We start from the raw sequence: 25,020 nt of genomic DNA, 5'->3' as shown, positions 1-25,020 counted from the left end.
ACGGGGAGAGGGAGAGTCTGTGCAAATTGTAAAAAAGGAGAAGTTTGTTTTAAAAGGGTTTACGTTTGAAAATGGCAGAGAAATTCCTGTTCAAATGGGATACGAGACATATGGCACTTTAAATAGAGAAAGGTCAAATGTGATTTTGGTTTGTCATTATTTTAGTGCAACAAGTCATGCGGCAGGAAAATATACAGTGCATGATGAGGAGTCTGGTTGGTGGAATGGGCTCATTGGACCTGGAAAAGCAATTGATACAAATAAGTATTTTGTTATATGTACGGATAATCTTTGTAATGTGCAGGTGAGGAATCCATATGTAATTACAACAGGACCGAAATCAATTAATCCAGAAACTGGAGAAGAATATGCTATGGATTTTCCGATTTTTACATTTCTTGATGTAGCTCGTGTACAATATGAGTTAATAAAAGGTATGGGAATTTCAAGGTTACACGCTGTAATCGGACCGTCGGCGGGGGGGATGATTGCACAACAATGGGCGGTTCACTATCCACATATGGTAGAGCGGATGATTGGCGTTATTACGAACCCACAAAACCCAATTATTACGTCAGTAAACGTAGCGCAAAATGCGATTGAGGCAATTCAACTCGATCCAAATTGGAAAGATGGAAAATATGGAGAAGAGCAGCCGATAAAGGGGCTTCATTTAGCAAATAGAATGATGTTTATGAACGCTTTTGATGAGTATTTTTATGAAAGAACATTTTCTCGTAACAGTATAGAGGTAGAACCTTATGAAAAGTTTGCTACACTAACATCATTTGAAAAAGAGATAAATAAAGCGACATATAGAAGTATAGAGCTAGTAGATGCAAATTCATGGATGTATACTGCGAAGGCAGTTTTATTGCATGATATTGCACATGGGTTTTCTTCACTAGAAGAATCTCTTTCTAACATAGAAGCGAATGTACTTATGATTCCGTGTAAACAAGATTTGCTTCAGCCGTCTCGTTATAATTATAAAATGGTAGATATTTTGCAAAAACAAGGGAAGTATGCGGAAGTATATGAGATAGAAAGTATAAATGGGCATATGGCAGGAGTATTGGATATTCATTTATTCGAAAAGAAAGTTTATGAATTTTTGAATCGGAAAGTATCTAGTTTTGTGTAGAAGGAAAATGATGGGGAAAAGGTGCAGTGTTTGAAGTAGGCACCTTTTTTCACATGATTTGTAGACGGAAAATATATGTAGCAATTGCTATACCGAAAAACGCTATGCTAAGCAATAGAAATAAGAATGACATTTCTTGTGGCGATTTTATCTTTTTATTATTTTTCATACTAAGTACAATAATTGCAGCGAGTAAGAACACAATGCCTATAATGAAAAGAAAAAGCGTCATTTTAATCGACTCCTTTCATAAAACAAGTATATTGAGGATACAATGTGCTAGTTATGTTTGTAAAGAATAAGTTTTACGAGAAAATTGAGAAATAGCTTTTCGATTCTTTGCGTTCTTTCTTTTGCATGCTAAAATTGGTAGAGAATGTTTGTGAAAAAGAAACTAAAGGTTTTATTGTATATAAGGAGGAACTACATATGACAGAAGTTAAAACAATCACTACAGAAGAGGTACAAGAGCGTTTAGAAAATGGAGAAACGTTATTTTTAGTAGATGTAAGAGAAGATGAAGAAGTAGCGGCAGGAAAGATTCCAGAAGCTGTACATATTAAAATGGGCGATATCCCACATAAAGTAGATTTCTTTAATAAAGAGAATGAATATATCTTTATTTGTCGTTCAGGAATGCGCAGTGAAAATGTATGTCATTATTTAAATGAACAAGGGTTTAAAACAGTGAACATGGTTGGCGGTATGCTTCAATATGAAGGTGAAACGAAATAGTTAATTGTAAAAAACTTGAAACGAGTCTGTTTCAAGTTTTTTTCTTTTGCATACAGTATAAAAAAGGAGGAGGGGTAAATGGGGATTAATTTGCGTAAAGTAAAAATTATTAATAATACAGGAGCTGTTAATGTCGGTGACTGTTATGATCTCTCACCTTTAGCTGTAGCAAAAGTATATGCAGGTGCTGGAGGATCGAGTGCGGCTATTTTTTTAAATGGAAAAAGGCAGCCAGAAGCGGTCATTAGAACATCAGTATTTCTTCCGCCTTTGGCAACGAGTACACGTACGTTAGGTTCATAGAGGAAAGGTAGAGTGTAATTATGCCTGCTCATATAAAAGAGTTTGTTATTGTGAATAACACTGGAAATATATTTACCGGTGATAATTTGAGCGACACTTCATTTACTGCTTCGAAATCATATAGTGGTTCAATGGGGTGTACTTGGATTGATGTTGTTACAGTAATAGGGACGGAGACGAAGCTTTGTTTACAGCCGGGAGATTCGGTGACGACGACGTATACAAGGGGCACTCCTGCTGGTACTGTAACAGGAGCAAATATGGGGCAAAATGTAAATACATCGAGTATAGCGCAAGCTGTCCCTAATACAGATAATATGGATTCAATTGCAGGACTCCCTTAAGAAATTAAGGGAGTTTTTATTATTTAAAATAAAAATAGTCTTGGAAATTATTTTTGTAAATAGATTAAGAAGAGGCTTATTTATTATGAAAAAGACGGTTTGTAGGCGGTGAAAGTGTGAAGAATCGTGATAATAATCGGAAGCAAAATTCGTTAAGCTCTAAATTTAGAATTCCACCCGAACTTATTGGTCCTACTTTCCCCCCTGTTCCAACTGGGTTTACAGGTATAGGGATTACTGGTCCAACCGGTCCACAAGGCCCAACAGGACCTCAAGGACCAAGAGGATTACAAGGTCCGATGGGGGAGATGGGCCCGACAGGACCTCAAGGTGTGCAAGGGATACAAGGATCAGTTGGGCCAATAGGTGCAACTGGACCAGAAGGACAGCAGGGCCCACAAGGATTGAGAGGACCACAAGGAGAAACTGGAGCGACAGGACCTCAAGGGGTGCAAGGGTTACAAGGTCCGATTGGTCCAACGGGAGCGACTGGGGCACAAGGTATACAAGGGATACAGGGATTACAGGGGCCAATTGGAGCGACGGGACCTGAGGGACCTCAAGGAATTCAAGGTGTCCAAGGGTTGCCGGGTGCAACTGGTCCACAAGGAATACAAGGAGCACAAGGGATACAAGGAACACAAGGACCGAGTGGAAATACAGGTGCAACCGGAGCAACTGGTCAGGGGATAACAGGCCCGACTGGAATAACAGGTCCAACTGGGATAACTGGACCATCTGGAGGACCTCCTGGTCCGACGGGGCCGACTGGTGCGACAGGTCCGGGCGGTGGACCGAGTGGAAGTACAGGTGCGACTGGAGCAACTGGGAATACTGGAGCTACAGGAAGTACAGGGGTAACGGGAAGTACAGGTCCGACTGGAAGCACGGGAGCACAGGGCTTGCAAGGAATCCAAGGGATTCAAGGGCCAATTGGGCCAACAGGTCCAGAAGGTCCACAGGGTATTCAAGGTATTCCTGGTCCGACGGGAGTAACTGGTGAACAAGGAATACAAGGAGTTCAAGGTATTCAAGGGGCAAAGGGAGCAACAGGAGATCAAGGTCCACAAGGTATACAGGGGGCTATAGGGCCTCAAGGGGCCACAGGAGCAACAGGAGATCAAGGTCCACAAGGAATACAAGGAGTACCAGGGCCATCAGGAGCAACAGGCCCACAGGGAGTTCAAGGGATACAAGGTCCGATGGGGGATATAGGACCAACAGGTCCAGAAGGCCCAGAGGGACTTCAGGGCCCGCAAGGAATACAAGGTGTGCCAGGGCCAGTTGGAGCAACGGGTCCAGAGGGTTCCCAGGGGATACAAGGTATTCAAGGACCGGTAGGAACAACAGGCCCACAAGGTCCCCAAGGAATTCAGGGAATACAAGGTGTGCAAGGGATAACGGGAGCAACTGGAGTACAAGGAGCAACTGGAATTCAAGGGATACAAGGGGAAATAGGAGCAACGGGTCCAGAGGGTCCCCAAGGAGTGCAAGGTGCTCAAGGGGGGATTGGTCCAACAGGTCCGATGGGTCCCCAAGGTGTGCAAGGAGTACAAGGAATTCAAGGAGCGACGGGCGCACAAGGAGTGCAAGGTCCACAGGGAATTCAAGGAATCCAAGGTCCGACGGGGGCAACAGGAGATACGGGAGCAACAGGTGCGACAGGGGAAGGCACTACAGGCCCAACAGGAGTAACCGGTCCAACAGGGGTAACAGGCCCATCTGGAGGACCAGCAGGACCGACCGGCCCAACGGGGCCATCAGGTCCGGCGGGAGTAACTGGTCCATCTGGTGGACCACCTGGCCCGACAGGAGCAACAGGTGCGACAGGAGTAACAGGAGATACTGGGGCGACAGGCTCAACTGGAGTGACAGGAGCGACAGGAGAAACGGGAGCAACCGGAGTGACGGGTTTGCAAGGTCCGCAAGGAATCCAAGGTGTGCAGGGAGAGATAGGTTCGACGGGTCCCCAAGGTGTTCAAGGTCTCCAAGGAATTCAAGGAGTAACGGGGGCCACTGGAGATCAAGGTCCGCAAGGGATTCAAGGCCCACAAGGCGACATAGGTCCAACCGGCCCACAAGGAATTCAAGGCCTACAAGGTTCTCAAGGAATCCAAGGAGCGACAGGGGGAACAGGAGCACAAGGTCCACAGGGAATCCAAGGTCCGCAAGGTGACATAGGTCCGACTGGGCCACAAGGTCCAACTGGAATCCAAGGGATACAAGGAGAGATAGGTCCAACAGGTCCAGAAGGCCCAGAAGGACTTCAGGGCCCGCAAGGAATACAAGGTGTGCCAGGGCCAGTTGGAGCAACGGGTCCAGAGGGTCCTCAGGGGATACAAGGCATTCAAGGACCGGTAGGAGCAACAGGCCTACAAGGTCCACAAGGAATACAGGGAATACAAGGTGTGCAAGGGATAACGGGAGCAACAGGAATTCAAGGGATACAAGGGGAAATAGGAGCAACGGGTCCAGAGGGCCCCCAAGGAGTGCAAGGTATACAAGGGGCGATTGGTCCAACCGGTCCGATGGGCGCACAAGGAGTGCAAGGTATACAAGGGATTCAAGGAGCAACAGGTGCACAAGGAGTGCAAGGCCCACAAGGGATTCAAGGGATACAAGGTCCGACGGGAGCAACAGGAGATACGGGGGCAACCGGAGCGACGGGAGAAGGAACTACCGGTCCAACAGGAGTAACCGGTCCAACAGGGGTGACTGGCCCGTCAGGAGGACCAGCAGGACCGACCGGCCCAACGGGGCCATCAGGTCCGGCAGGAGTGACAGGTCCATCAGGTGGACCACCTGGTCCGACAGGAGCAACAGGTGCGACAGGAGTAACAGGAGATACCGGGGCGACAGGCTCAACTGGAGTGACAGGAGCGACAGGAGCAACGGGAGCAACCGGAGTGACGGGTTTACAGGGCCCGCAAGGAATCCAAGGTGTTCAAGGAGAGATAGGTCCAACCGGTCCACAGGGTATTCAAGGTCCACAAGGAATCCAAGGAGTAACGGGGGCAACCGGAGCACAAGGTCCACAAGGAATTCAAGGCCCACAAGGCGACATAGGTCCAACCGGCCCCCAAGGAATTCAAGGTCCACAAGGAATCCAAGGCCCGCAAGGAATTCAAGGTCCAACGGGAGTTACAGGAGCAACCGGAGCGACAGGTCCCCAAGGAATTCAAGGCCCGCAAGGAATCCAAGGTCCAACGGGGGCTACAGGAGCAACGGGTTCACAAGGTCCAACTGGAGATACAGGTCCAACCGGAGCTGGAGCCACTGGAGCGACCGGGGCGACTGGAGTTAGTACAACTGCAACGTATGCATTTGCGAATAATACATCAGGAACCGCTATTTCCGTTTTATTAGGTGGTACGAATGTACCATTACCGAACAATCAAAATATTGGTCCAGGAATTACTGTTAGTGGAGGAAATACTGTATTTACAGTTGCGAATGCAGGGAATTATTATATAGCTTATACAATTAATCTAACGGCAGGATTACTTGTAAGTTCTCGTATAACTGTAAATGGCAGTCCGCTTGCGGGAACGATAAATGCTCCGACAGTTGCTACTGGTTCATTTAGTGCAACAATAATTGCTAACTTGCCTGCTGGAGCTGCTGTTAGCTTACAGTTATTTGGAGTAGTTGCAATAGCTACATTATCTACAGCAACGCCAGGGGCTACCTTGACTATTATTAGATTAAGTTAATAAGCAGAGAACCTTGAAGCTTTTATGTTTCAAGGTTTTTTTATCTTTGTATTTGTAAGTAAACCTCGTTAACCAGGGGGAGTGGATCCCCTCTAATTATTTAAAGTTTCACTTTATTCACTTGAGCAAAAACATCGCAGTTCGAAAATATATTATAATAGAATGAAAAGAAAGAAATTTGGCAGAAAGGGAGGGTGGCGATGCAGGAGATGGTTAAAGATTTTTTTGGACGCCCACTTCAAGATTTACGTATATCTGTCATTGATCGTTGCAATTTTAGATGTACATATTGTATGCCAGCGGAAATATTTGGGCCAGAATATGCTTTTTTGAAAGACGAGTTTTTACTAACTTTTGATGAAATTGAGCGTTTGGCAAAATTATTTGTTAGAATCGGTGTACGGAAAATTAGACTTACTGGCGGTGAGCCACTGCTTCGTAAAGATTTAACAAAACTTATTGCACGTCTTGTGAAAATTGATGGGCTAATAGATATAGGGTTAACGACAAATGCTATTCATTTAACGAAACAAGCGAAGGCATTAAAAGAAGCTGGATTACATAGAGTGAATGTTAGTTTAGATGCGATAGATGATGACATATTTAAGAATATTAATGGTCGAAATATTAATACGAAACCGGTAATTAAGGGAATTATAGCAGCTAAAGAGGCGGGCTTGGAAGTAAAGGTAAATATGGTTGTGAAAAAAGGGATGAACGATCATCAAGTACTACCGATGGCTGCGTATTTTAAAGAGCAAGGAATCACCCTTCGGTTTATTGAGTTTATGGATGTTGGTAGTACAAATGGGTGGAATTTTGATCAAGTCGTTACAAAACGAGAATTGATTGAGATGATTCATAAGGTGTATCCGCTTGAGCCAGCTGAAGCCCATTACTTTGGTGAAGTTGCAAAGCGATATCGGTACGTTGGAACAAATGTTGAAGTTGGTTTTATTACATCTGTTTCTGAGTCATTTTGTGCCTCTTGTACGAGGGCGAGAATTTCGGCAGATGGAAAGTTTTATACGTGCTTATTTGCGACAGATGGTTTGGATGTAAGAGAACTTCTTAGAGGAAATCTTTCGGATGAGGAGTTATTAAGTGTTATACAAGATGTATGGATGAATAGAAAAGATAGGTATTCGGATGAACGAACAGAAGAAAGTGCAAAAAATCGTCCGAAAATCGAAATGTCTTATATAGGAGGATAAGAAAGGGGGGTATCGCATGCAGGAGCGATATTCAAGACAAATATTATTTTCTGGTGTTGGAGAAGAAGGACAGAGAAAAATAAGAGAGAAGCATGTGCTTATTATTGGTGCTGGTGCTCTCGGTGCGGCAAATGCAGAAGCGATTGTTAGAGCGGGTGTTGGAAAAGTAACGATTGCTGATCGTGATTATGTAGAATGGAGTAATTTACAAAGACAACAACTATATACAGAAGAAGATGCAAAGCAGTATAAACCGAAGGCGGTAGCGGCAGCAGAGCATTTAAGAGCGATTAATTCTGAGGTGGAAATAACTCCTGTTGTGACGGATGTAACGGTGCAAGAAATGGAAGAATTAGTGAATGATGTAGATTTAATATTAGATGCGACAGATAATTTTGAAACGCGTCTTCTCATTAATGATATTTCACAAAAGTATAATATTCCGTGGATATATGGTGGGTGCGTTGGAAGCTACGGAGTAACGTATACAATTTTACCAGGGAAAACACCGTGTTTTCGCTGTTTAATGGAGCATCCGGCGAGCGGAGCAACATGTGACACAGCTGGTATTATACAACCGGCAGTACAATTAGTAGTTGCGCATCAAACTACGGAAGCGCTGAAAATATTAGTAGAAGACTACGGAGCGCTTCGTGAAACGATGTTATCATTTGATCTTTGGAATAATCAACAGATGGCATTTAAAGTGAATAGGCAGAAAAAAGATACTTGTTTATCTTGCGGAAGGTTACGTACATATCCGAGTTTAACATTTGAAGCACAAACGAAAACAGAAGTGTTATGTGGGCGAAATACAGTGCAAATTCGTCCAGGTGTGCGGAAGAATTTTAATTTGGAAGAAATTAAAAAGCGCTTACAAAGAAGTGTAGAGATAAAGGCGACACCTTATTTATTATCGTTTCCGGTAGAAGAATATCGTTTTGTTTTATTTACAGATGGCAGAGCTTTCATTCATGGGACGAATGATATAAATGTAGCGAAAAGTTTATATGCAAGATATATAGGTTGAACCTAAAGGAAATCCTTTAGGTTCAACGGAGAAAGGATTATGAATTTCTCGTATAATCTCCACTTTTTCCACCTGTTTTTTCAAGTAAGTACGTTTCGCCGATAATCATACCTTTATCGACAGCTTTACACATATCATACACAGTAAGAGCGGTAGCCGAAGCAGCTGTTAAAGCTTCCATTTCAACACCGGTGCTACCTTCTGTTTTAACTTTTACTTCAATGAGTAAACGATATTGTTCTTCTGATTGTTTCCAATCGAAAGAAACGTCAACACCTTTTAATAGTAAAGGATGGCACATTGGGATAATATCAGAAGTTCGTTTCGCAGCCATAATGCCTGCGATTTGCGCAACTGCTAATACGTCACCTTTTCCAATTTCATTGTGAGAGATTTTATCGTAAATTTCTTTCGTAACGACAATGCTAGAGCACGCAATTGCTGTTCGAACGGTTGCTTTTTTGTCACTTATATCAACCATCTTCGCGCGTCCTTGGTCATTAAAGTGTGTAAATGAAGACATGGAATTCCTCCTTGAAGTAATTTCTATTGAATATATAAAGTTTAATCGAGATAAAAAAAATTGCAAATATGAGGTGAGAAACGATGGTAGAAAAACGAATTCCAATTCAAGTTGCTGAGGCAGTAGAACGGGTAATGAAATATGCAAAGCATGGTGAAGTAGAAGAAATTTCTATTACGGAAAGTTACGGGAGAATTCTCGGGGAAGATGTTGTCTCAGATCATGACGTTCCTCATTTTGATCGTTCCCCTTACGATGGTTTCGCCATTCGAGCAGAAGATACGAAAGAAGCAACTCAAGAGAATCCAGTTGAATTTGAAGTAATAGGAGAAATCGGGGCGGGTTCTGTTTTTACAGAAGAAGTAGGATCTTTTCAGGTGGTTCGTATTATGACAGGAGCAGCTATTCCAAAAGATTGCAATGCAGTCGTAATGCTAGAGCTGACAGAAGGGTTTGAGAAGAACGGGAAAACATATATGAAGTTAAAACGCCCTTTTAATAACGGTGACAATGTGTCGTTTAAAGGAGAAGATATAAAACAAAATCAAGTTCTCGTTCAGAAAGGCGTTGCAATTAATCCAGGTGTTGCCGCCTTATTAGCAACGTTTGGATATAGTACTGTGAAAGTTGTAAAACAGCCTGTTGTCGGTATTGTAACGACAGGAAGTGAATTATTAGAAGTACATGAGCCGTTAGAACCGGGGAAAATTAGAAATAGTAACTCTTATATGATTGCTGCTCAAATTATGAAAGCTGGAGGTAAAGTCCGATATTATGGTCAACTCGCGGATGAGTTAGATGCATGTTTTACAGCTGTTCAATCAGCGGTGGATGAGGTCGACATTTTAATTACAACAGGCGGTGTATCAGTAGGAGATTATGACTACTTACCAGCTATTTATGAAAGGTTACAGGCAAATGTACTCTTTAATAAGATAGCCATGAGGCCCGGAAGTGTAACGACAGTAGCTGAAGTTGATGGAAAGTTACTCTTTGGTTTATCAGGAAATCCGTCTGCTTGTTATGTAGGCTTTGAATTATTTGTGCATCCAATTATAAAAACGTATTTGTATGCGAAGGAACCTCACGTATATAGAGCGGATGCTATTTTACAAAAAGATTTTCCAAAGCCAAATCCATTTACTCGTTTCGTAAGAGCGAACGTAACAATTGTGGACGGGGCGTTACAAGCGATGCCAGTTGGTTTAGATAAATCGAGTGCGGTATCTTCACTTGCAGATGCGAATGCTTTTATCGTGTTACCTGGAGGAACGAGAGGATTTGAGACCGGAATGAAAGTATCCGTATTATTGTTAGAGCACTCTGAGGGATGTGATTGGCCATGGGCAAAGCCCCTTCAATCTTACAAATAGTAGGATATCAAAATAGCGGGAAAACAACACTTGTTGAGAAAGTGGTGCATGCATTAGCTGAACGAAAAATGAAAGTTGCTACAATTAAACATCACGGGCACGGAGGCTTTCCAGAAGTAGCGCAAAAAGATAGCGAAAGACACCGTAAAGCTGGTGCTGTCGTAAGTAGTGTAGAAGGTGCTGGATTGCTTTCACTTTCTTCACTAAAAAAGAAATGGTCCTTGCAAGAAATTATTCGCTTATATGAGTTTTTTGAAGTGGATACAATTTTAATAGAAGGCTATAAAAAAGAGAATTACTCGAAAGTAGTGTTACTTTGTTCTGCGGAAGACATTGAGCTTTTACATAAAGTAGAAAATATAGTGGCGGTTATTACGTGGTATGATGTTCCGGCAAATATACGAGAAGAATATAAAGTATTTCATATAACAGAAGAAGAGTTGTACATAGACTGGTTTTTACAAACGGTTAGGAGTGCGAAATGATAAATACATATTATGAAGTAATTGATACAGAAATCTCGATTGAAGAAGTAACGAAGAAAGTAATTCGACGTGAATGCGGTGCTGTTACAACATTTATTGGAACGGTTAGAGAGTTTACGAAAGGGCGTCGTACATTATACTTAGAGTATGTTGCTTATAAGACGATGGCAGAAAAGATGCTAGAGAAAATTGGCTTGGAAGTGAAAGAGAAATGGCCAGGTACATACGTTGCGATTACACATCGCATCGGTACGTTGCAAATTTCTGATATAGCGGTTGTTGTTGTTGTTTCAACACCACACCGTAAAGCGGCTTATGAAGCGAACGAATATATTATGGAACGCATAAAACAAATTGTGCCGATTTGGAAAAAGGAGTTTTGGGAAGATGGTGATTCATGGATTGGTGATCAATTAGAAAAAACAACATATCCGGCGGGAGAGCCTGGGAAGGAGCTATAAGTATGATTAGAGTATTGTTATTTGCGCACTTGCAAGAAGAAGCAGGGACAAGTGAATTACAAATAGAGAAAGAAAATATTACGGTTGCACAGTTAAAAGATGTTGTTGCGAACGAATATAATGTACCAGTTTCAGAGCCAATTATGGTTGCGATTAATGAAGAATACGCAAATGAAGATGACAGGGTCCAATCTGGTGATGTTGTTGCACTAATTCCACCAGTGAGCGGTGGTTAATATTGGATTTATTAAAACGACTTTCCTACATAGGGAAAGTCGTTTTTTTATGGCAGTTTTGAGAACACTAATCTATAGAACAAGGAGGGAACTATGAAAAAAATATGTGTAGTTATCACAATGCTCTGTGTGGCCTTTTTCTCTCCTCCAAGCGATTCTTTCGCGAAAGAATCAAGAGAACAGCTTTTAGAGAGTGCATTATCAAATAGGTACTATTCAGTTATTAGACAAGTGACAGAAGATCAATATGAATGTGCTTCAGTTATAGATATAAAGCGTCTTGGCAAGAAAGATGAATTTGTTCCTAGATACGAAGTGAAGCTACAATTTCTTACATTTCAAGGAGCGCATAATCCGCCGAACGATAAAGTTACGCTTACTTTGGAAGATCATTTAGATCACGTAAAGATAAAGAAAGTGGAGCGAGAAAAGAATGTTTCTGACGTTATTGCAGAAAAAGTTTGTGAGCGGGAAAAAGAAAAAATAAAAGCTCACTCTAACGACTTAGAGTGATAATCTATGGCATTTAGTAAAGAAAGGTAATGAGTGATGGATATATTTTTAGCGATTTTACCAGCTATATTTTGGGGAAGTATTGTGCTATTTAACGTAAAACTGGGCGGGGGCCCGTATAGTCAAACGCTCGGAACAACGTTTGGAGCACTTATTTTCTCAATTGTTGTTTATATTTTTATGAAGCCAGTATTAACACCTACCGTTATCGGAGTTGGAGTTGTGTCAGGTTTATTTTGGGCGCTTGGTCAGGCAAATCAATTGAAAAGTATTGATTTAATGGGTGTTTCGAGGACGATGCCAATTTCAACAGGACTTCAATTAGTCGCGACGACTTTATTTGGCGTTATCGTATTTCATGAATGGTCCACGACAATATCGGTCGTCCTTGGGATTTTAGCGCTCGTTTGTATTATTATCGGTGTTATTTTAACATCGCTTCAAAGTGAAGAAGAAAAGAATGCAGAGCAAGCAGCAAACTTTAAAAGAGGTATCGTAATTTTATTAATTTCAACAGTCGGTTATTTAGTTTACGTAGTAGTAATTAGGTTATTTAACGTAGATGGCTGGTCGGCTTTGTTGCCACAAGCAGTTGGTATGGTGTTAGGTGGGATTTTGCTTACCTTTAAACATCATCCATTTAATAAATATGCAATTCGAAATATTATTCCAGGATTAATTTGGGCAGCTGGAAATATGTTTTTATTCATTTCACAGCCGCGTGTTGGAGTCGCAACAAGTTTCTCGCTATCGCAAATGGGAATTATTATTTCCACGCTTGGTGGGATCCTTATATTAGGTGAAAAGAAAACGAAACGTCAATTAACGGGTATCGTTGTCGGTATCGTTTTTATTATCGCAGCCGGAATTATGTTAGGTATAGCCAAAAGTTAAAGGAGGTATGGAAATGTATAGTGATTTAGCAGGGAAAGTTGTCGTTATTACAGGATCAGCAACTGGTCTCGGAAGAGCGATGGGAGTAAGGTTTGCTAAGGAAAAAGCGAAAGTGGTTATTAATTATCGCTCACGAGAATCAGAAGCGAATGATGTGTTAGAAGAAATTAAAAAGGTAGGCGGCGAAGCGATTGCTGTAAAAGGTGATGTAACCGTCGAATCAGATGTTGTGAATCTTATTCAATCTGCTGTGAAAGAGTTTGGTACGCTTGACGTTATGATTAATAATGCAGGGATAGAAAACGCGGTACCGTCGCATGAAATGCCGCTTGAAGATTGGAATAGGGTAATTAATACAAATTTAACAGGTGCTTTTTTAGGAAGTCGTGAAGCAATTAAATATTTTGTAGAACATGATATTAAAGGGTCTGTCATTAATATGTCTAGTGTTCATGAGAAAATTCCGTGGCCACTATTTGTGCACTATGCAGCAAGTAAGGGTGGTATTAAACTGATGACAGAAACGTTAGCGCTAGAATATGCGCCAAAAGGTATTCGAGTAAATAATATTGGGCCAGGTGCAATTAATACGCCAATTAATGCCGAAAAGTTTGCTGATCCTAAAAAACGGGCTGACGTAGAAAGTATGATACCGATGGGCTACATTGGAAAACCTGAAGAAATCGCAGCAGTAGCAACTTGGCTTGCTTCATCAGAGGCGAGTTACGTAACTGGAATTACGTTATTTGCAGATGGTGGAATGACTTTATACCCATCGTTTCAAGCTGGGCGTGGGTAATATGAAAAGGACAAAGAGTTTTATCTCTTTGTCCTTTTTTACAAAAAAATAGCGTTCAGCTATTTTAAATTTAATGATTAATTGTATCTTGAAGAAATTCTGTTGCTTGATGTTCAGTAACATTTTGTACGAGCGCGACTTCGCTGATCATCATTTTTCGTGCATTATCTAGCATTTGTTTTTCGCTCGCATTTAATGTTCTCTCTTTATTACGGCGAAGTAAATCCCGAACCACTTCTGCGCTATCTTGTAAATTGCCATTTTTCATTTTTTCCATATTCATTGTATATCTTTGTTTCCATGAGAGTGATGGGTCTGACTCCCCGTTTTGAAATTCAAGAAGTATATCATCTAACGTACCTCGATCAACGATATAACGAATACCTGATTTTTTTAATTGTTCCATCGGAAGCATTACTTGCATATCTTTACTAATGATGCGTATCACACAATATTGACGTGAAGTACCTAATATTTCTTTCTCTTCAATTGCTTCGATGATTCCTGCACCGTGCATTGGATAAACGATTTTATCACCAATTTGAAACAAATCATCCACCTCCATATGTGGTAACCACTTTTAATGATAGCATACGTATGTAAAAATGTCAAATTTTATATAATAACATAATATTTATATTCGAGTCAATAAGATAAAGTGCTTTTTTTATGTTTTTTTTGAACTTATTTATCCCGCATTAACGGGCGATAAGACCCCCATCTCAAAATTTAGAGAAAGCAAAGAAGTTAGGTGGGGGTCGGGCTGATTAAAGTTTCACTTTATAGTGATTTTTTTAGAAAAATAGTACAGGTGAGAAAGAAGGCATATCCACTTATTTTTAAGCATAAAATGTAAAAGCGCTAATACAATATACCTAAATCCGTTCTTTGCAAAGGAGGGAGAGAAGGTGGGGCGCACAATAAAAATTGATATTACAAATAAAGTTGTAGCTAAATTTAGACCAAATTATTTGGAATTATATACGAGTAAATTTATGATAGGTAAGTTTTATGTCTATACTGAAGATAAAAAATATGTGTTAGAAGACGGATATATATATGAGAATGGAAAGTTTTATCGCATCATAGATACGCACCGTGGCAATAATCAAGCGGCGGAGGGCTGCGATCTAGGATGGTGTTAACATGATTCGTGTGAAAGTGTTTGATGAAAGTCACGAAAAAGACTTAGAAGACGCTGTGAATGTGTTTTTGAAAAAGATTGATGATAGCAACTTTGTAGATATTAAGTATCAAGTTGGTGTTTCCATTAATGACGATGAAAACCAAATTTATTGTTTTTCAGCAATGATCGTTTATAAAGCATAAAAAAGAGCTGGCTCACCCAGCTCTTTTTTATGTTTTATGTTGGGACAACATGTGTCGGTAATACGTTCATAATAGATTGGGGTGTGCCTAATTTCTTTGTCGTTAAAAGAGGCTCCCCTGTTTCATGATTTTGAGCATCTTTACACATACCAAGGTGATAACGATCACCTAAAAATGGATCAATATAAAAACCGTTTTTGAATACTTTATCATTCGGATGTTTTTCATGATGAATATCAGAGCAGTTAATGCAATAGAACATAGCTTTCATCCCCTTTTTATTTTTATTTGAAAAAAGTGAGTCGGTAGTCATTTCGCTCCTGAGAAAATGTTGAGGAGAAGAGAAATAACTACCTACTCAAATGGTGGGCATATTCCTTCTGATTTGTCATATCTCGCGTATTGTCCCTTGAGGGAAGGAGGAGAGACGAAGTACGCATGATATAAGTAAGGCGCTTCTCTCAAGATAAATGATGGAGTTTCATGTTGAGAGAAGTTTTTATTTTGTATTGCCTTTGTGAGTATATTATGAGGAAATGCTCAGAGGGTGTTTGTCCTGTTGAAAAAATGTTGAGAATTTCTCAACAGTAAAAGAATTGGCGTTGACATGAAACTAAAAGGTGTTATATTATCGAAGTATAACCAAAAGGTGTTATGTTATAACGCCGAGTAAAGGAGAATGAAAATGGAACAACAAAATACATTAAATGATATTAAACAAACAATCGTTTTTAACGCGTCTATTCAAAAGGTATGGAGTGTAGTATCAACTGCAGAAGGGATTGCGTCATGGTTTATGCCAAATGATTTTGTATTAGAGGTAGGACATGAATTTCATGTGCAATCACCATTTGGGCCATCACCATGTAAAGTGTTAGAAATTGATGAGCCAAACCATTTATCTTTCTCATGGGATACAGATGGCTGGGTTGTTTCATTTAATTTGAAAGACTTAGGAGATAACAAAACAGAATTTACGTTAATTCACGGCGGCTGGAAACATCCTGATGAAATTCTTCCGAAAGCAAATGCGAAGAGCTCTATTATTCGCGATAGAATGAGCGGTGGTTGGGTAGCGATTGTAAATGAAAAACTGAAAAAGGTTGTCGAAGGCTAAGTGTCCTCGTCAGCAGCGAAATATGATGTATTTCAAGCAATTGCTGATCCAACCCGCCGAGAAGTAATACGGTTATTAAGTGACAAAGAGTTACCGATTTCCAAAATAACGGATCATTTTCCGATGAGTCGTACTGCGGTTGTAAAGCACCTTCATATTCTTTCGGAAGCGAATTTAGTAAGTGGAAGAAAGAGCGGAAGAGAGAAGATATATCGTTTGCATCCAGAACCATTAGAAGAATTACAACAATGGCTCTCATATTATGAACGTTTTTGGGATAATAAATTATCCATGCTGAAACATATTGTGGAGAATGAAGAATAAAAAAAGGATGACCAAAATGGTCATCCTTTTTATTGTTGCTCACTTGTTTGTGTAGCTGGCTTTAATAAAAGCCAACCGATAATTAATGTACATACTGCTAATACGAAAGTGCTCATATAAATAACGTGTACACTTGCAGCTAATGCGGATTGTGATTCAGTGGCTACACTTGCTGTAGTCCCGCCGTGTCCACCAGATACAAGATCAAGGTTTTTAATGCCGCGTGCATGAATCATCGTATTAAAGATTGTTCCAAAGATTGCAGCACCTAACGTTTGACTGAATGTATTAATAAATGTGTTTAAACCAACAGCTGTTCCGCGTGTATGAGCTGGTACGGCTGCTTGAATTGTTACCATGTAAATCGGTGTCACAAGCCCCATTCCTAAGCCGAATAATCCGACTGCTACATAAATAAGGAACGATGGTGAATTTGTTGATAGTGTAAATAATAAGAACGTAGCGACTGATAAAATGCTAGCTCCAAGTAAAATGATTTGTTTCGTTTTTAATTTGCCTACTAAGTTACCAGAGAAAATAGCGCCAAATGTCCACATAACAGGGATTGGCATTAAAATAAGTCCAGCTTCTGTAGCATTTTTCCCTAATACACCTTGGCTCCAAATTGGAAGGTACATTGTAATACTAATAATCATTGCGCCAGCAATAAGAGTTAATATATTTATCGTAGATAATGTACGGTTAGAGAAAAGTGCTAGCGGAATTAATGGTTCTGGAGATTTTTTCTCGATGAATAAGAAAATAATAAATGAAATAGCGGCAAAGATTAATAGGCCGATAATTGTCATGTCTCCCCAGTTTTGCTTACTGCTACCTGTTAATAATGCATATAGTAGAGCGATTGTACTTAATGAGAAGACTGTTGCACCAAGATAATCGATATGATGCTTAGCAGGTTTAATAGATTCTTTGTAGTAAATTGCAATCATTAAGCAAGCGATAATTCCGAATGGAACGTTTAGGAAGAAAATATAACGCCAAGAAAGAGAATCAACTAAAAATCCACCTACTAACGGTCCGATAACACCGGATACACCCCAAACGGCACTCATCCAACCTTGTGCTTTCGCGCGGTCTTTCGCTTCGCTATATAAGTCTCCAATAATCGTCATTGTGATTGGCATAACAGCACCAGCACCGATACCTTGAAGCGCGCGGAAGAAGATTAATTGTTCCATCGATGTAACGACTCCGCAAAGTGCAGAACCGACTAAAAAGATTGTAGCTCCGATCAGTAAAACTTTTTTACGGCCAAATAAATCAGCGAGCTTTCCGTATATTGGAGTCGAAACAGCTGTTGCAAGCATATAAATTGCATATACCCAACTAACAAGTTCGACGCCTGACAAATCACTCGTTATACGAGGGATTGCTGTACTAACAATCGTTCCTTCTACCGCAGAAAGAAACGTCATTAACATTAAAGACATCATGACTTTTTTTCTCATTTGCTTTCCCCTTACCCTTTTTTAAATATTCAACAATATAAAATATAAAGGTACTAAGGTATATAAAGCAACAAAAAAGCAATGGGAAGTTAAGTGGAGCGTATATTTGTCGTTTCTTGTCGGCGAGTCGGTATATTTGGGAAATCGCTGATATAAGTTGTGGAATCGCTCATATAATTTCATGTACCTATAAAAAAAGAAACAGGAATCCCTGTTTCCTTTTTTAATACTGCATTTTCGCGTTTTCTCCAGCTGTCGTTCCGGCAATTCTACCAGTAACAAGGGCTGATGTAATATTATAGCCACCAGTATAACCATGAATATCAAGAACTTCTCCGCAGAAATATAAGCCGTTCGTAAATTTAGAAGACATTTCTTTCGGGTTAATTTCTTTCACGGATACACCGCCGCCAGTAACGAATGCTTTTTCAATTGACTGCGTACCATTTACATTCACAGTAAACTCTTTAAAGTCTTTCACAAGTGCACGAATCTTTTCGTGAGAAACTTGTCCAGCTTGTTCGCTACCGTCAATTTCATTTTTTTCTAATAAGAATAGGAAGTAACGTTCAGGGACATAACCTTTTAAAACGTTTTTAATTCCTTTTTTTGGATCTTCTTTCATTTGTTTCAGCATGCGCTGGAATAGTTGCTCACTATTTTCCTCTGGCAATGCATCAATACTCATTTGTATTGTATTCGTTTTAAACTTTTTCAGTGCTTTCACGACGAATTGACTACAGCGAAGAGCAGCAGGACCAGATAGGCCAAAATGAGTGAAGAGCATGTCCATTTTGTGAGAAATGATAACTTTTCCTTTCGGGTTTAATACGCTTAAGTTTATATCACGTAAAGCAAGACCTTGTAATGAGCGGTCACGTATAAACGGCTCGTTTGAAAGGATAGGTACTTCTGTTGGGAATAATTCTGTAATTGTATGACCCGCTTTTTCAGCCCAAGCATATCCGTCTCCAGTAGATCCGGTTTGAGGAACTGATTTTCCGCCAACAGCGATAACGACGTGATTTGTTTCTAACACTTCGCCTGTTTGCAGTATAACTGCTTTCGTTTGACCATTTTCATATTCAATCGTTTCAACAGGTGTATTTGTACGAATTTTTACACCTAAGTCTTTTAATCGTGTTAAAAGTGCGTCTACAACAGATTGTGCTTTGTTTGACACAGGGAACATGCGACCGTGGTCTTCTTCTTTCAATTTAACACCGAGATTTTCGAAGAATGTAATAATATCTTCATTATTAAAAATAGAAAAAGCGCTGTATAAGAAGCGACCGTTTCCTGGTATATGTTTAACAATTTCATCAAGTGGTAGACGGTTTGTTACGTTACAGCGTCCACCACCAGAAATTGCAAGTTTACGCCCAAGTTTATTTCCTTTATCAAGAAGTAAGACATTTGCGCCTTCTTCTGCAGCACCAATTGCAGCCATTAGCCCAGAAGGACCGCCGCCGATGACAATAACATCATAATGCATAATATATCGACCTCATTTTCTACATTTCCTGCCTAAAAGAATAGCATGTTTTCCCTTAAAAGAAAAATAGAGTGAAGTACTGCTTAATGAGAGAATTGTGGTACAATACAAAAGTTAGAGTTCAGCACTATCCTGCCATTTGTAGGCGATAAGACTAAAACCTCAAGATTTAGGAGAAGTAAATAGGGAGTCTGTTAGCCTGTAAATGCTCGAATGGTTCAACTAATAAGGAGTAGGAGAGAAGTCTCCAACTAATTATAGTTTCACTTTATGTAGATGTAGGAGGATTTTTGTATGTCCGATTCGAAATTTCTGCGCGGAACGCTTATTGTTACGCTAGGGACATTTTTAGTAAAGTTCTTAGGCATGATTTACGTCTTTCCGTTTCATGCATTAGTAGGAACAGAAGGCGGAACGCTCTATACATATGGATACATTCCATATACGATTTTTTTAAGTATCGCAACGGCAGGTGTGCCACTTGCTGTTTCAAAATTTGTTTCCAAATATAATGCGCTTGGCGATTATAAAACGAGCCGGAGAATGTTCCGCTCGGGAATGGTTATGATGATAGTAACAGGAGTTCTTTCGTTCCTAGTACTGTACATGACGGCGCCATTGTTTGCAGAAGCGATGCTTGGTAAACAAAGTATACACAATAATGTAGGAGAAGTTACGACGATTATTCGTCTTGTAAGTTTCGCACTTATTGTTGTACCAGCAGCGAGTTTAATTCGTGGTTATTTCCAAGGTCACCAGTCTATGGGACCAACTACCGTTTCACAAATTATTGAACAAATTATTCGTATCGTCTTTTTATTAGCAGGTAGTTTTATCGTTATTAAAGTACTTGGCGGTACAGTTGCAACAGCAGTTGGAGTAGCGACATTTGCTGCGTTCGTTTCAGCGGTTGGAGCACTCGGTGTGTTAATTTGGTACTGGTTAAAACGTAAAAAATATTTGGATCAATATCTAATTGAACAAACTGTACCAGAATCAACAGTAAGCACCGTTCAATTGTTTAAAGAGTTATTTGCATATGCGATTCCTTACGTTGTAATTGGGTTAACAATTCCTTTATATCAACAAATTGATACATTGACATTTAACTCAATTATGCAGGCGATTGGTCAAGGTGATATCGCAGAGCGAGCTCTCGGTATTTTCACAATGTGGACGCATAAGTTAATTATGATTCCTGTATCACTTGCAACAGCGTTTAGTTTAACGCTTGTACCAGCAATTACAAAATCATTTACTGAAAAACAATACCGTTATTTGAAATTACAAATTACACAAACATTCCAGGCGAATATGTTTTTAACATTGCCAGCAGTTGTCGGTATTTCTTCACTGGCATATCCAATTTATACTGCGTTTTACGATTCAGATCCACTAGGTGGACAAGTATTAATGTGGTATGCACCAGTTGCGTTGTTATTCGCTTTATTTACAGTAACAGCGGCAATCCTGCAAGGTATTAACCAGCAGAAGCATGCGATTATTGCGCTTATAATGGGCGTTATTTTGAAATTTGTATGTAACGTAATCTTTATTCGTTATTTCGGTACAGTAGGAGCAATTCTAGCAACAGCAGTTGGTTTCTTAGCTTCTGTTTGGTACACAAATCAACAAATTAAAAAATACGCACACTATTCATTCGGTGTTGTATATAAAAGAACATTCCAAATTGCAGTACTAACACTTATAATGGTCGTTGCTGTAAAACTATCACAATGGCTTCTATCCTTCATGATTTCGCCTGATGGCCGTATGGGTGCTCTTATAACAGTTGCAATTTGTGCAGGTATTGGCGGTCTTGTTTACGGATTGTTAGCAATTCGCACAGGAGTACTTGAAAGAGTATTTGGCGGAGAAGCATTAGATAAAATTCAACGTAAACTTGGTAGTAGATTTAAAATAAAGTTGAAATCAAGAGGGGCGTAATTACGTCCCCTTTTCTATGATAAATAAAGAAGGTGAAAAACGTGAGATTAGATAAATTATTAGCAAATATGGGATATGGAAGTAGAAAAGAAGTAAAGAAATTATTGAAAGACGGCGTTGTGAAAATTGATGGAACGCCAGTAAAAGATGCGAAAGTTCATGTAAATGTAGAAGAGCAAGAAGTTATGATTCACGGTGAAGTTGTGGAATACAAAGAATTTGTTTACTTAATGATGCATAAACCACAAGGTGTTATTTCAGCGACGGAAGATGATAATCATGAAACAGTAATAGATTTATTAGAATTAGAAGATGCAATCTTTGATCCGTTCCCAGTTGGACGACTTGATATCGATACGGAAGGTTTCTTATTGATAACAAATGATGGGAAGTTATCACATCAATTATTATCTCCGAAAAAGCATGTGCCGAAAAAATATTATGCACACGTTGCAGGAGTAGTAACAGAAGAGGATGTAAAAGAGTTTGCTAAAGGTGTTATTTTAGATGATGGCTATGAAACAAAGCCAGGTGCACTTACAATATTGAAAAGCGATGATATTTCTGAAATTGAGCTTGTGATTACGGAAGGGAAATTCCATCAAGTGAAGCGTATGTTTGAAGCGGTAGGGAAAAAAGTAGTCTACCTAAAGAGAACAGAGATGGGTCCGTTAGTATTAGATGAAGAACTAGAACTTGGACAATACCGAGAGCTAACAGATGAAGAAGTAGAAATGTTAAAAACATATCAAGTAGATACTGAAAAGTAGTACCTTTATAGGCGCAGAAAAGACCCCTTTCTAATTATTAGAAAGGGGTATGTATTTATTTACATACAATTATTTTTCATTATGAGGTCATTCTCACTTTCTTTCCTGTTGTTGTCCACTTACCGCGGCAAGGGCTATACACGAGTTCATTAAACTGCAACACATTTAGATCACGTTGTATCGTTCGCGGTGTGATCCCGAACTCATCTACAAGGTCTTTCGTCGTTACCGTTCCGTTTTCATTGATGTACATATAAATTGATTTAATGCGTGTTAGCATACGAGTAGTTGTAGGTTTCAAGAGAAAACCACTCCTCTACTAGTTTTTTTGACCCCATTCAGGAAAGAAGGTCGTTACTACCATTGTACTCTACATGATAAAATTCATGCTTTAATCTACTTAAATTTTACAGAAATTTAACAAATATTCATATAGAAAAATATTGGTAGTTGACATTGTATATATGGTCAGTCAACTAACACATAAAATTCTACGTAAAACGCCAAATTCCTGCAAATTTTTTTGAAAAAATAAAAGAAAAACTAATAAGAAATATCTGAAATATTACAATTGTTCGGTATTTAGTTTTCGTGTATGGCATAAGAGATTTCGGTTTGTTATGATGAAAGAAACAATATAGTGAAGGATGGATGCGTGATGTCAGCAATTAATTGGACAGAAGAAGTTGCGAAACGAAAAGATGATTTAATTCGTGATACACAACAATTTTTACAAATTAAAAGTGTATGGGAAGAAGAATCGGCGAAAGAGGGCGCACCATTCGGTGAAGGTGTAGAAAAAGCTTTATCTTTCATGTTACATAAAGGAGAAACTGAAGGTTTTGCTTCTAAAAATTTAGAAGGATATGCAGGTCATCTTGAAATGGGACAAGGAGAAGAGTTAGTAGGCATTCTTTGTCACGTTGACGTTGTACCAGAAGGAGATGGCTGGACGACTCCTGCATATAGTGCGGATATTCGCGATGGAAAGATTTTTGCACGTGGTGCAATTGACGATAAAGGCCCAACGATGGCAGCATATTATGCGATGAAAATTGTGAAGGAATTAGGCTTACCTCTTTCCAAACGTGTTCGTATGATTATAGGAACAGATGAGGAAAGCAATTGGAAATGTGTAGATCACTACTTTAAAAACGAAGAAATGCCAACAATCGGTTTTGCGCCAGACGCGGATTTTCCAATTATTAATGCAGAAAAAGGAATTTCTGATATACAAGTTGTGCAAAATGGTAGTGAAGAGAAAAAAGGTACATATGAACTTGTTTCATTTGATTCAGGGCGCCGTTTAAATATGGTTCCTGATTTTGCAGAAGCGGTTATTACAGGAGAAGATGTAAATGCACTTACAGTAGCATATGAAGAGTATTTACAAACTGCTAAAAAAATAGGGAAATCGACTATAGAAGGAAATACAGTGACGGTGCAAATAGAAGGAATTTCAGCGCACGGATCTACTCCTGAAAAAGGAGAAAATGCAGGTTTATTATTAGCAAACTTCTTAACTACAGTTTCACTTGATGGAAAAGCAACTGCATTTGCGACATTTGCAACAGAAACATTTACTGGTGATATTTTTGGTGAAAAAGCTACTATTGCTTATAAAGATGAAATTAGCGGTCCGTTAACAGTGAATGTCGGTCGCATTTCTTATACGAAAGAAAACGGTGGTAACTTAGGGCTAAACGTACGTTACCCAGTTACAACTAACTTTGAAGAAACAATTGTGAAGTTGAAAGAATATGTTGGTACACATGGTTTTGAAGTGGCTGACTATTCTAATTCTCGCCCACATCACGTCGATAAAGATCACGTATTAATCCGTACGTTACAACGTGTGTATGAAGAACAAACAGGTGAAAAAGCAGAACTATTAGCAATCGGCGGCGGTACTTATGCTCGTTCATTAAAAGCTGGTGTGGCATTTGGCCCGCTATTCCCTGGAAAAGAAGAACTTGCGCATCAAAAAGATGAGTATATCGAAATTGAAGACTTATTAAAAGCAACAGCAATTTACGCGCAAGCAATTCATGAATTAGCGAAGTAATGGATATATAAATAATGTCCGCTCTCTATTTTGGAGAGCGGCTTCTTTTTACCTGAATGAGATAAGAAAGAAAAGCAACAATAGAAAGAAGGAGAAGATGTACATGGAACTGCATTATTTTGTCGCAATTACGTTACCGAATCATATAAAAGAAATGCTGTCTAACTATAAAGAGGACATGCAAGAGGAATTACAATTTCGTTCATGGGTACATAAAGAAGACTATCATATTACCCTTTCATTTTTAGGGAGTGCAACGGAGGAACAGTTAGAGGGAATAAAGAATGGATTACAAACAATTGCAGAAACAAAAGAACTATCCTTCACGTTACAAGGTTTTTCAACGTTTGGTAGGGAAGATCAGCCTCGTATTTTTTGGGCGAAGGTAAGTGAGAATCACGATTTGTTTCAGTTGCAAAAGCAAATACATGCCATTTGTGAAGAAAATGGATTTTCTCTAGAAACACGCCCGTATCACCCGCATATTACCATTGCTCGTAAATGGATAGGAGAAGAAAAGTTTCGTTTAGAAAGTATAAAAGAAGTGCCTGAAATATCATTTCAAGTAGATACAATTACTTTATACGAATCCCACGTGAAAGAAACCCCGAAGTATAAATCGATTGCTGAAATAAAATTACAAAAATAGAATGTTGAAAACGTTTTTTATGCAGGTGAATATACTATAGAGAAGAATGGAGTTACTGTATAGAGTCTTGTTGATAAGAAAAGCCTTA

Annotated in this window: 29 protein-coding genes; 22 read left to right on the top strand and 7 right to left on the bottom strand. The window is 39.5% G+C overall.

Annotated features, from left to right (window positions below):
• The first annotated feature begins 19 nt into the window (after positions 1 to 19).
• On the top strand, positions 20 to 1,144 hold the full coding sequence (locus NST86_RS24230) for an alpha/beta fold hydrolase (protein WP_061664578.1): 1,125 nt from the start codon (positions 20 to 22) through the stop codon (positions 1,142 to 1,144).
• A 49-nt stretch (positions 1,145 to 1,193) separates the two neighbouring features.
• On the opposite strand, the gene NST86_RS24225 is transcribed toward NST86_RS24230, so the two are convergent.
• Entirely contained in the window at positions 1,194 to 1,376 is a 183-nt protein-coding gene (locus tag NST86_RS24225) for a hypothetical protein (protein WP_000171881.1), read from the bottom strand.
• Positions 1,377 to 1,573: 197 nt separating this feature from the next.
• Between NST86_RS24225 and NST86_RS24220 the strand changes: the two genes are divergently transcribed.
• From NST86_RS24220 to NST86_RS24195, 6 genes are all read left to right on the top strand, one after another.
• A complete protein-coding gene (locus tag NST86_RS24220) occupies positions 1,574 to 1,879 on the top strand; it encodes a rhodanese-like domain-containing protein (RefSeq protein WP_000141207.1) in 306 nt (101 codons plus the stop codon).
• Between the two features lie 78 nt (positions 1,880 to 1,957).
• On the top strand, positions 1,958 to 2,182 hold the full coding sequence (locus tag NST86_RS24215; protein WP_000512465.1) for a spore germination protein: 225 nt from the start codon (positions 1,958 to 1,960) through the stop codon (positions 2,180 to 2,182).
• 20 nt (positions 2,183 to 2,202) lie between these two features.
• Positions 2,203 to 2,526, top strand: coding sequence for a hypothetical protein (locus NST86_RS24210; RefSeq protein ID WP_001110848.1), 324 nt, complete (start codon positions 2,203 to 2,205; stop codon positions 2,524 to 2,526).
• 116 nt (positions 2,527 to 2,642) lie between these two features.
• Complete coding sequence (locus tag NST86_RS24205; protein ID WP_340934508.1) at positions 2,643 to 6,239, top strand: BclA-related collagen-like exosporium protein; 3,597 nt, start codon at positions 2,643 to 2,645, stop codon at positions 6,237 to 6,239.
• Between the two features lie 200 nt (positions 6,240 to 6,439).
• Entirely contained in the window at positions 6,440 to 7,453 is a 1,014-nt protein-coding gene (gene moaA, locus NST86_RS24200; RefSeq protein ID WP_061664582.1) for a GTP 3',8-cyclase MoaA, read from the top strand.
• Between the two features lie 16 nt (positions 7,454 to 7,469).
• Positions 7,470 to 8,483 (top strand): molybdopterin-synthase adenylyltransferase MoeB, encoded by a 1,014-nt coding sequence (locus NST86_RS24195; protein WP_001158106.1) that lies wholly within the window; start codon positions 7,470 to 7,472, stop codon positions 8,481 to 8,483.
• Positions 8,484 to 8,520: 37 nt separating this feature from the next.
• Here NST86_RS24195 and moaC read toward each other — a convergent pair whose 3' ends face one another.
• Positions 8,521 to 9,006, bottom strand: a complete 486-nt coding sequence (gene moaC / locus NST86_RS24190; protein WP_000094146.1) for a cyclic pyranopterin monophosphate synthase MoaC — start codon at positions 9,004 to 9,006, stop codon at positions 8,521 to 8,523.
• Positions 9,007 to 9,089: 83 nt separating this feature from the next.
• Between moaC and moeA the strand changes: the two genes are divergently transcribed.
• The 7 genes from moeA (at position 9,090) to NST86_RS24155 (ending at position 13,767) form a co-directional block, all read left to right on the top strand.
• Positions 9,090 to 10,379, top strand: coding sequence for a molybdopterin molybdotransferase MoeA (gene moeA, locus NST86_RS24185; protein ID WP_000229696.1), 1,290 nt, complete (start codon positions 9,090 to 9,092; stop codon positions 10,377 to 10,379).
• Complete coding sequence (mobB, locus tag NST86_RS24180) at positions 10,349 to 10,864, top strand: molybdopterin-guanine dinucleotide biosynthesis protein B (protein WP_061664584.1); 516 nt, start codon at positions 10,349 to 10,351, stop codon at positions 10,862 to 10,864. Before moeA ends, mobB begins: the two co-directional genes overlap by 31 nt.
• Positions 10,861 to 11,325, top strand: coding sequence for a molybdopterin synthase catalytic subunit MoaE (gene moaE / locus NST86_RS24175; RefSeq protein WP_061664586.1), 465 nt, complete (start codon positions 10,861 to 10,863; stop codon positions 11,323 to 11,325). The genes mobB and moaE overlap by 4 nt, the downstream gene beginning before the upstream one ends.
• 2 nt (positions 11,326 to 11,327) lie before the next feature.
• Positions 11,328 to 11,561, top strand: coding sequence for a molybdopterin converting factor subunit 1 (gene moaD / locus NST86_RS24170; protein ID WP_000621778.1), 234 nt, complete (start codon positions 11,328 to 11,330; stop codon positions 11,559 to 11,561).
• A 93-nt stretch (positions 11,562 to 11,654) separates the two neighbouring features.
• Complete coding sequence (locus NST86_RS24165; protein ID WP_061664588.1) at positions 11,655 to 12,074, top strand: DUF3888 domain-containing protein; 420 nt, start codon at positions 11,655 to 11,657, stop codon at positions 12,072 to 12,074.
• Positions 12,075 to 12,110: 36 nt separating this feature from the next.
• The gene (gene glcU / locus NST86_RS24160; RefSeq protein ID WP_000350861.1) at positions 12,111 to 12,968 is read left to right on the top strand and encodes a glucose uptake protein GlcU; all 858 of its coding nucleotides are present in this window, start codon (positions 12,111 to 12,113) and stop codon (positions 12,966 to 12,968) included.
• 13 nt (positions 12,969 to 12,981) lie between these two features.
• A complete protein-coding gene (locus NST86_RS24155; protein ID WP_000286673.1) occupies positions 12,982 to 13,767 on the top strand; it encodes a glucose 1-dehydrogenase in 786 nt (261 codons plus the stop codon).
• Between the two features lie 70 nt (positions 13,768 to 13,837).
• Here NST86_RS24155 and NST86_RS24150 read toward each other — a convergent pair whose 3' ends face one another.
• A complete protein-coding gene (locus NST86_RS24150; protein WP_000451446.1) occupies positions 13,838 to 14,332 on the bottom strand; it encodes a CarD family transcriptional regulator in 495 nt (164 codons plus the stop codon).
• Positions 14,333 to 14,675: 343 nt separating this feature from the next.
• Here NST86_RS24150 and NST86_RS24145 point away from each other — a divergent pair, with 343 nt between their 5' ends.
• Both NST86_RS24145 and NST86_RS24140 read left to right on the top strand, forming a co-directional pair.
• A complete protein-coding gene (locus NST86_RS24145) occupies positions 14,676 to 14,912 on the top strand; it encodes a DUF2553 family protein (RefSeq protein ID WP_000533804.1) in 237 nt (78 codons plus the stop codon).
• Between the two features lies 1 nt (position 14,913).
• Positions 14,914 to 15,096 (top strand): sporulation protein Cse60, encoded by a 183-nt coding sequence (locus tag NST86_RS24140; RefSeq protein ID WP_000621751.1) that lies wholly within the window; start codon positions 14,914 to 14,916, stop codon positions 15,094 to 15,096.
• Between the two features lie 34 nt (positions 15,097 to 15,130).
• Here NST86_RS24140 and NST86_RS24135 read toward each other — a convergent pair whose 3' ends face one another.
• A complete protein-coding gene (locus NST86_RS24135; RefSeq protein ID WP_000498988.1) occupies positions 15,131 to 15,358 on the bottom strand; it encodes a DUF3973 domain-containing protein in 228 nt (75 codons plus the stop codon).
• 423 nt (positions 15,359 to 15,781) lie between these two features.
• On the opposite strand from NST86_RS24135, the gene NST86_RS24130 reads away from it, so the two are divergent.
• Together NST86_RS24130 and NST86_RS24125 are read left to right on the top strand one after the other, a co-directional pair.
• Positions 15,782 to 16,213: an SRPBCC family protein gene (locus NST86_RS24130; RefSeq protein ID WP_000437769.1), complete on the top strand. Its 432-nt coding sequence runs from the start codon at positions 15,782 to 15,784 to the stop codon at positions 16,211 to 16,213.
• Positions 16,214 to 16,537 carry an ArsR/SmtB family transcription factor gene (locus tag NST86_RS24125; RefSeq protein WP_000098837.1) on the top strand — a complete coding sequence of 108 codons (324 nt, stop codon included), beginning with the start codon at positions 16,214 to 16,216 and terminating at the stop codon, positions 16,535 to 16,537.
• Between the two features lie 29 nt (positions 16,538 to 16,566).
• Here NST86_RS24125 and NST86_RS24120 read toward each other — a convergent pair whose 3' ends face one another.
• Both NST86_RS24120 and NST86_RS24115 read right to left on the bottom strand, forming a co-directional pair.
• On the bottom strand, positions 16,567 to 18,006 hold the full coding sequence (locus tag NST86_RS24120; protein ID WP_001228022.1) for an MDR family MFS transporter: 1,440 nt from the start codon (positions 18,004 to 18,006) through the stop codon (positions 16,567 to 16,569).
• A gap of 223 nt (positions 18,007 to 18,229) precedes the next feature.
• Entirely contained in the window at positions 18,230 to 19,501 is a 1,272-nt protein-coding gene (locus NST86_RS24115) for a BaiN/RdsA family NAD(P)/FAD-dependent oxidoreductase (RefSeq protein ID WP_000558862.1), read from the bottom strand.
• 294 nt (positions 19,502 to 19,795) lie between these two features.
• On the opposite strand from NST86_RS24115, the gene NST86_RS24110 reads away from it, so the two are divergent.
• Together NST86_RS24110 and NST86_RS24105 are read left to right on the top strand one after the other, a co-directional pair.
• Positions 19,796 to 21,448 (top strand): putative polysaccharide biosynthesis protein, encoded by a 1,653-nt coding sequence (locus NST86_RS24110; RefSeq protein WP_001284030.1) that lies wholly within the window; start codon positions 19,796 to 19,798, stop codon positions 21,446 to 21,448.
• Positions 21,449 to 21,489: 41 nt separating this feature from the next.
• Positions 21,490 to 22,218: a pseudouridine synthase gene (locus NST86_RS24105; protein WP_001234947.1), complete on the top strand. Its 729-nt coding sequence runs from the start codon at positions 21,490 to 21,492 to the stop codon at positions 22,216 to 22,218.
• A 79-nt stretch (positions 22,219 to 22,297) separates the two neighbouring features.
• Here the strand turns inward: NST86_RS24105 and NST86_RS24100 are convergent, their stop codons facing one another.
• Complete coding sequence (locus NST86_RS24100) at positions 22,298 to 22,519, bottom strand: DeoR family transcriptional regulator (RefSeq protein WP_000805512.1); 222 nt, start codon at positions 22,517 to 22,519, stop codon at positions 22,298 to 22,300.
• Between the two features lie 357 nt (positions 22,520 to 22,876).
• Here NST86_RS24100 and pepV point away from each other — a divergent pair, with 357 nt between their 5' ends.
• Both pepV and thpR read left to right on the top strand, forming a co-directional pair.
• Positions 22,877 to 24,283, top strand: a complete 1,407-nt coding sequence (pepV, locus tag NST86_RS24095; RefSeq protein ID WP_016118748.1) for a dipeptidase PepV — start codon at positions 22,877 to 22,879, stop codon at positions 24,281 to 24,283.
• A gap of 103 nt (positions 24,284 to 24,386) precedes the next feature.
• Positions 24,387 to 24,932 (top strand): RNA 2',3'-cyclic phosphodiesterase, encoded by a 546-nt coding sequence (gene thpR, locus NST86_RS24090; RefSeq protein WP_016118747.1) that lies wholly within the window; start codon positions 24,387 to 24,389, stop codon positions 24,930 to 24,932.
• Positions 24,933 to 25,020: the final 88 nt, after the last annotated feature.

Source organism: Bacillus sp. FSL L8-0199 (assembly GCF_038005705.1).
GTDB lineage: Bacteria > Bacillota > Bacilli > Bacillales > Bacillaceae_G > Bacillus_A > Bacillus_A cereus.
This window is presented reverse-complemented; position numbering and strand designations above follow the sequence as displayed.

What these genes read in the sequence shown, in the direction of transcription:
- NST86_RS24195 (WP_001158106.1), top strand. Translation starts at nt 7,470, where the DNA reads ATGCAGGAGCGATATTCAAGACAAATATTATTTTCTGGTGTTGGAGAA.
- NST86_RS24120 (WP_001228022.1), bottom strand. Translation starts at nt 18,006, where the DNA reads ATGAGAAAAAAAGTCATGATGTCTTTAATGTTAATGACGTTTCTTTCT.
- NST86_RS24110 (WP_001284030.1), top strand. Translation starts at nt 19,796, where the DNA reads ATGTCCGATTCGAAATTTCTGCGCGGAACGCTTATTGTTACGCTAGGG.
- NST86_RS24215 (WP_000512465.1), top strand. Translation starts at nt 1,958, where the DNA reads ATGGGGATTAATTTGCGTAAAGTAAAAATTATTAATAATACAGGAGCT.
- moeA (WP_000229696.1), top strand. Translation starts at nt 9,090, where the DNA reads ATGGTAGAAAAACGAATTCCAATTCAAGTTGCTGAGGCAGTAGAACGG.
- NST86_RS24130 (WP_000437769.1), top strand. Translation starts at nt 15,782, where the DNA reads ATGGAACAACAAAATACATTAAATGATATTAAACAAACAATCGTTTTT.
- thpR (WP_016118747.1), top strand. Translation starts at nt 24,387, where the DNA reads ATGGAACTGCATTATTTTGTCGCAATTACGTTACCGAATCATATAAAA.
- moaD (WP_000621778.1), top strand. Translation starts at nt 11,328, where the DNA reads ATGATTAGAGTATTGTTATTTGCGCACTTGCAAGAAGAAGCAGGGACA.
- NST86_RS24210 (WP_001110848.1), top strand. Translation starts at nt 2,203, where the DNA reads ATGCCTGCTCATATAAAAGAGTTTGTTATTGTGAATAACACTGGAAAT.
- NST86_RS24135 (WP_000498988.1), bottom strand. Translation starts at nt 15,358, where the DNA reads ATGTTCTATTGCATTAACTGCTCTGATATTCATCATGAAAAACATCCG.
- NST86_RS24165 (WP_061664588.1), top strand. Translation starts at nt 11,655, where the DNA reads ATGAAAAAAATATGTGTAGTTATCACAATGCTCTGTGTGGCCTTTTTC.
- NST86_RS24150 (WP_000451446.1), bottom strand. Translation starts at nt 14,332, where the DNA reads ATGGAGGTGGATGATTTGTTTCAAATTGGTGATAAAATCGTTTATCCA.
- NST86_RS24220 (WP_000141207.1), top strand. Translation starts at nt 1,574, where the DNA reads ATGACAGAAGTTAAAACAATCACTACAGAAGAGGTACAAGAGCGTTTA.
- mobB (WP_061664584.1), top strand. Translation starts at nt 10,349, where the DNA reads ATGGGCAAAGCCCCTTCAATCTTACAAATAGTAGGATATCAAAATAGC.
- moaC (WP_000094146.1), bottom strand. Translation starts at nt 9,006, where the DNA reads ATGTCTTCATTTACACACTTTAATGACCAAGGACGCGCGAAGATGGTT.
- NST86_RS24140 (WP_000621751.1), top strand. Translation starts at nt 14,914, where the DNA reads ATGATTCGTGTGAAAGTGTTTGATGAAAGTCACGAAAAAGACTTAGAA.
- glcU (WP_000350861.1), top strand. Translation starts at nt 12,111, where the DNA reads ATGGATATATTTTTAGCGATTTTACCAGCTATATTTTGGGGAAGTATT.
- moaA (WP_061664582.1), top strand. Translation starts at nt 6,440, where the DNA reads ATGCAGGAGATGGTTAAAGATTTTTTTGGACGCCCACTTCAAGATTTA.
- NST86_RS24155 (WP_000286673.1), top strand. Translation starts at nt 12,982, where the DNA reads ATGTATAGTGATTTAGCAGGGAAAGTTGTCGTTATTACAGGATCAGCA.
- NST86_RS24225 (WP_000171881.1), bottom strand. Translation starts at nt 1,376, where the DNA reads ATGACGCTTTTTCTTTTCATTATAGGCATTGTGTTCTTACTCGCTGCA.
- pepV (WP_016118748.1), top strand. Translation starts at nt 22,877, where the DNA reads ATGTCAGCAATTAATTGGACAGAAGAAGTTGCGAAACGAAAAGATGAT.
- NST86_RS24115 (WP_000558862.1), bottom strand. Translation starts at nt 19,501, where the DNA reads ATGCATTATGATGTTATTGTCATCGGCGGCGGTCCTTCTGGGCTAATG.
- moaE (WP_061664586.1), top strand. Translation starts at nt 10,861, where the DNA reads ATGATAAATACATATTATGAAGTAATTGATACAGAAATCTCGATTGAA.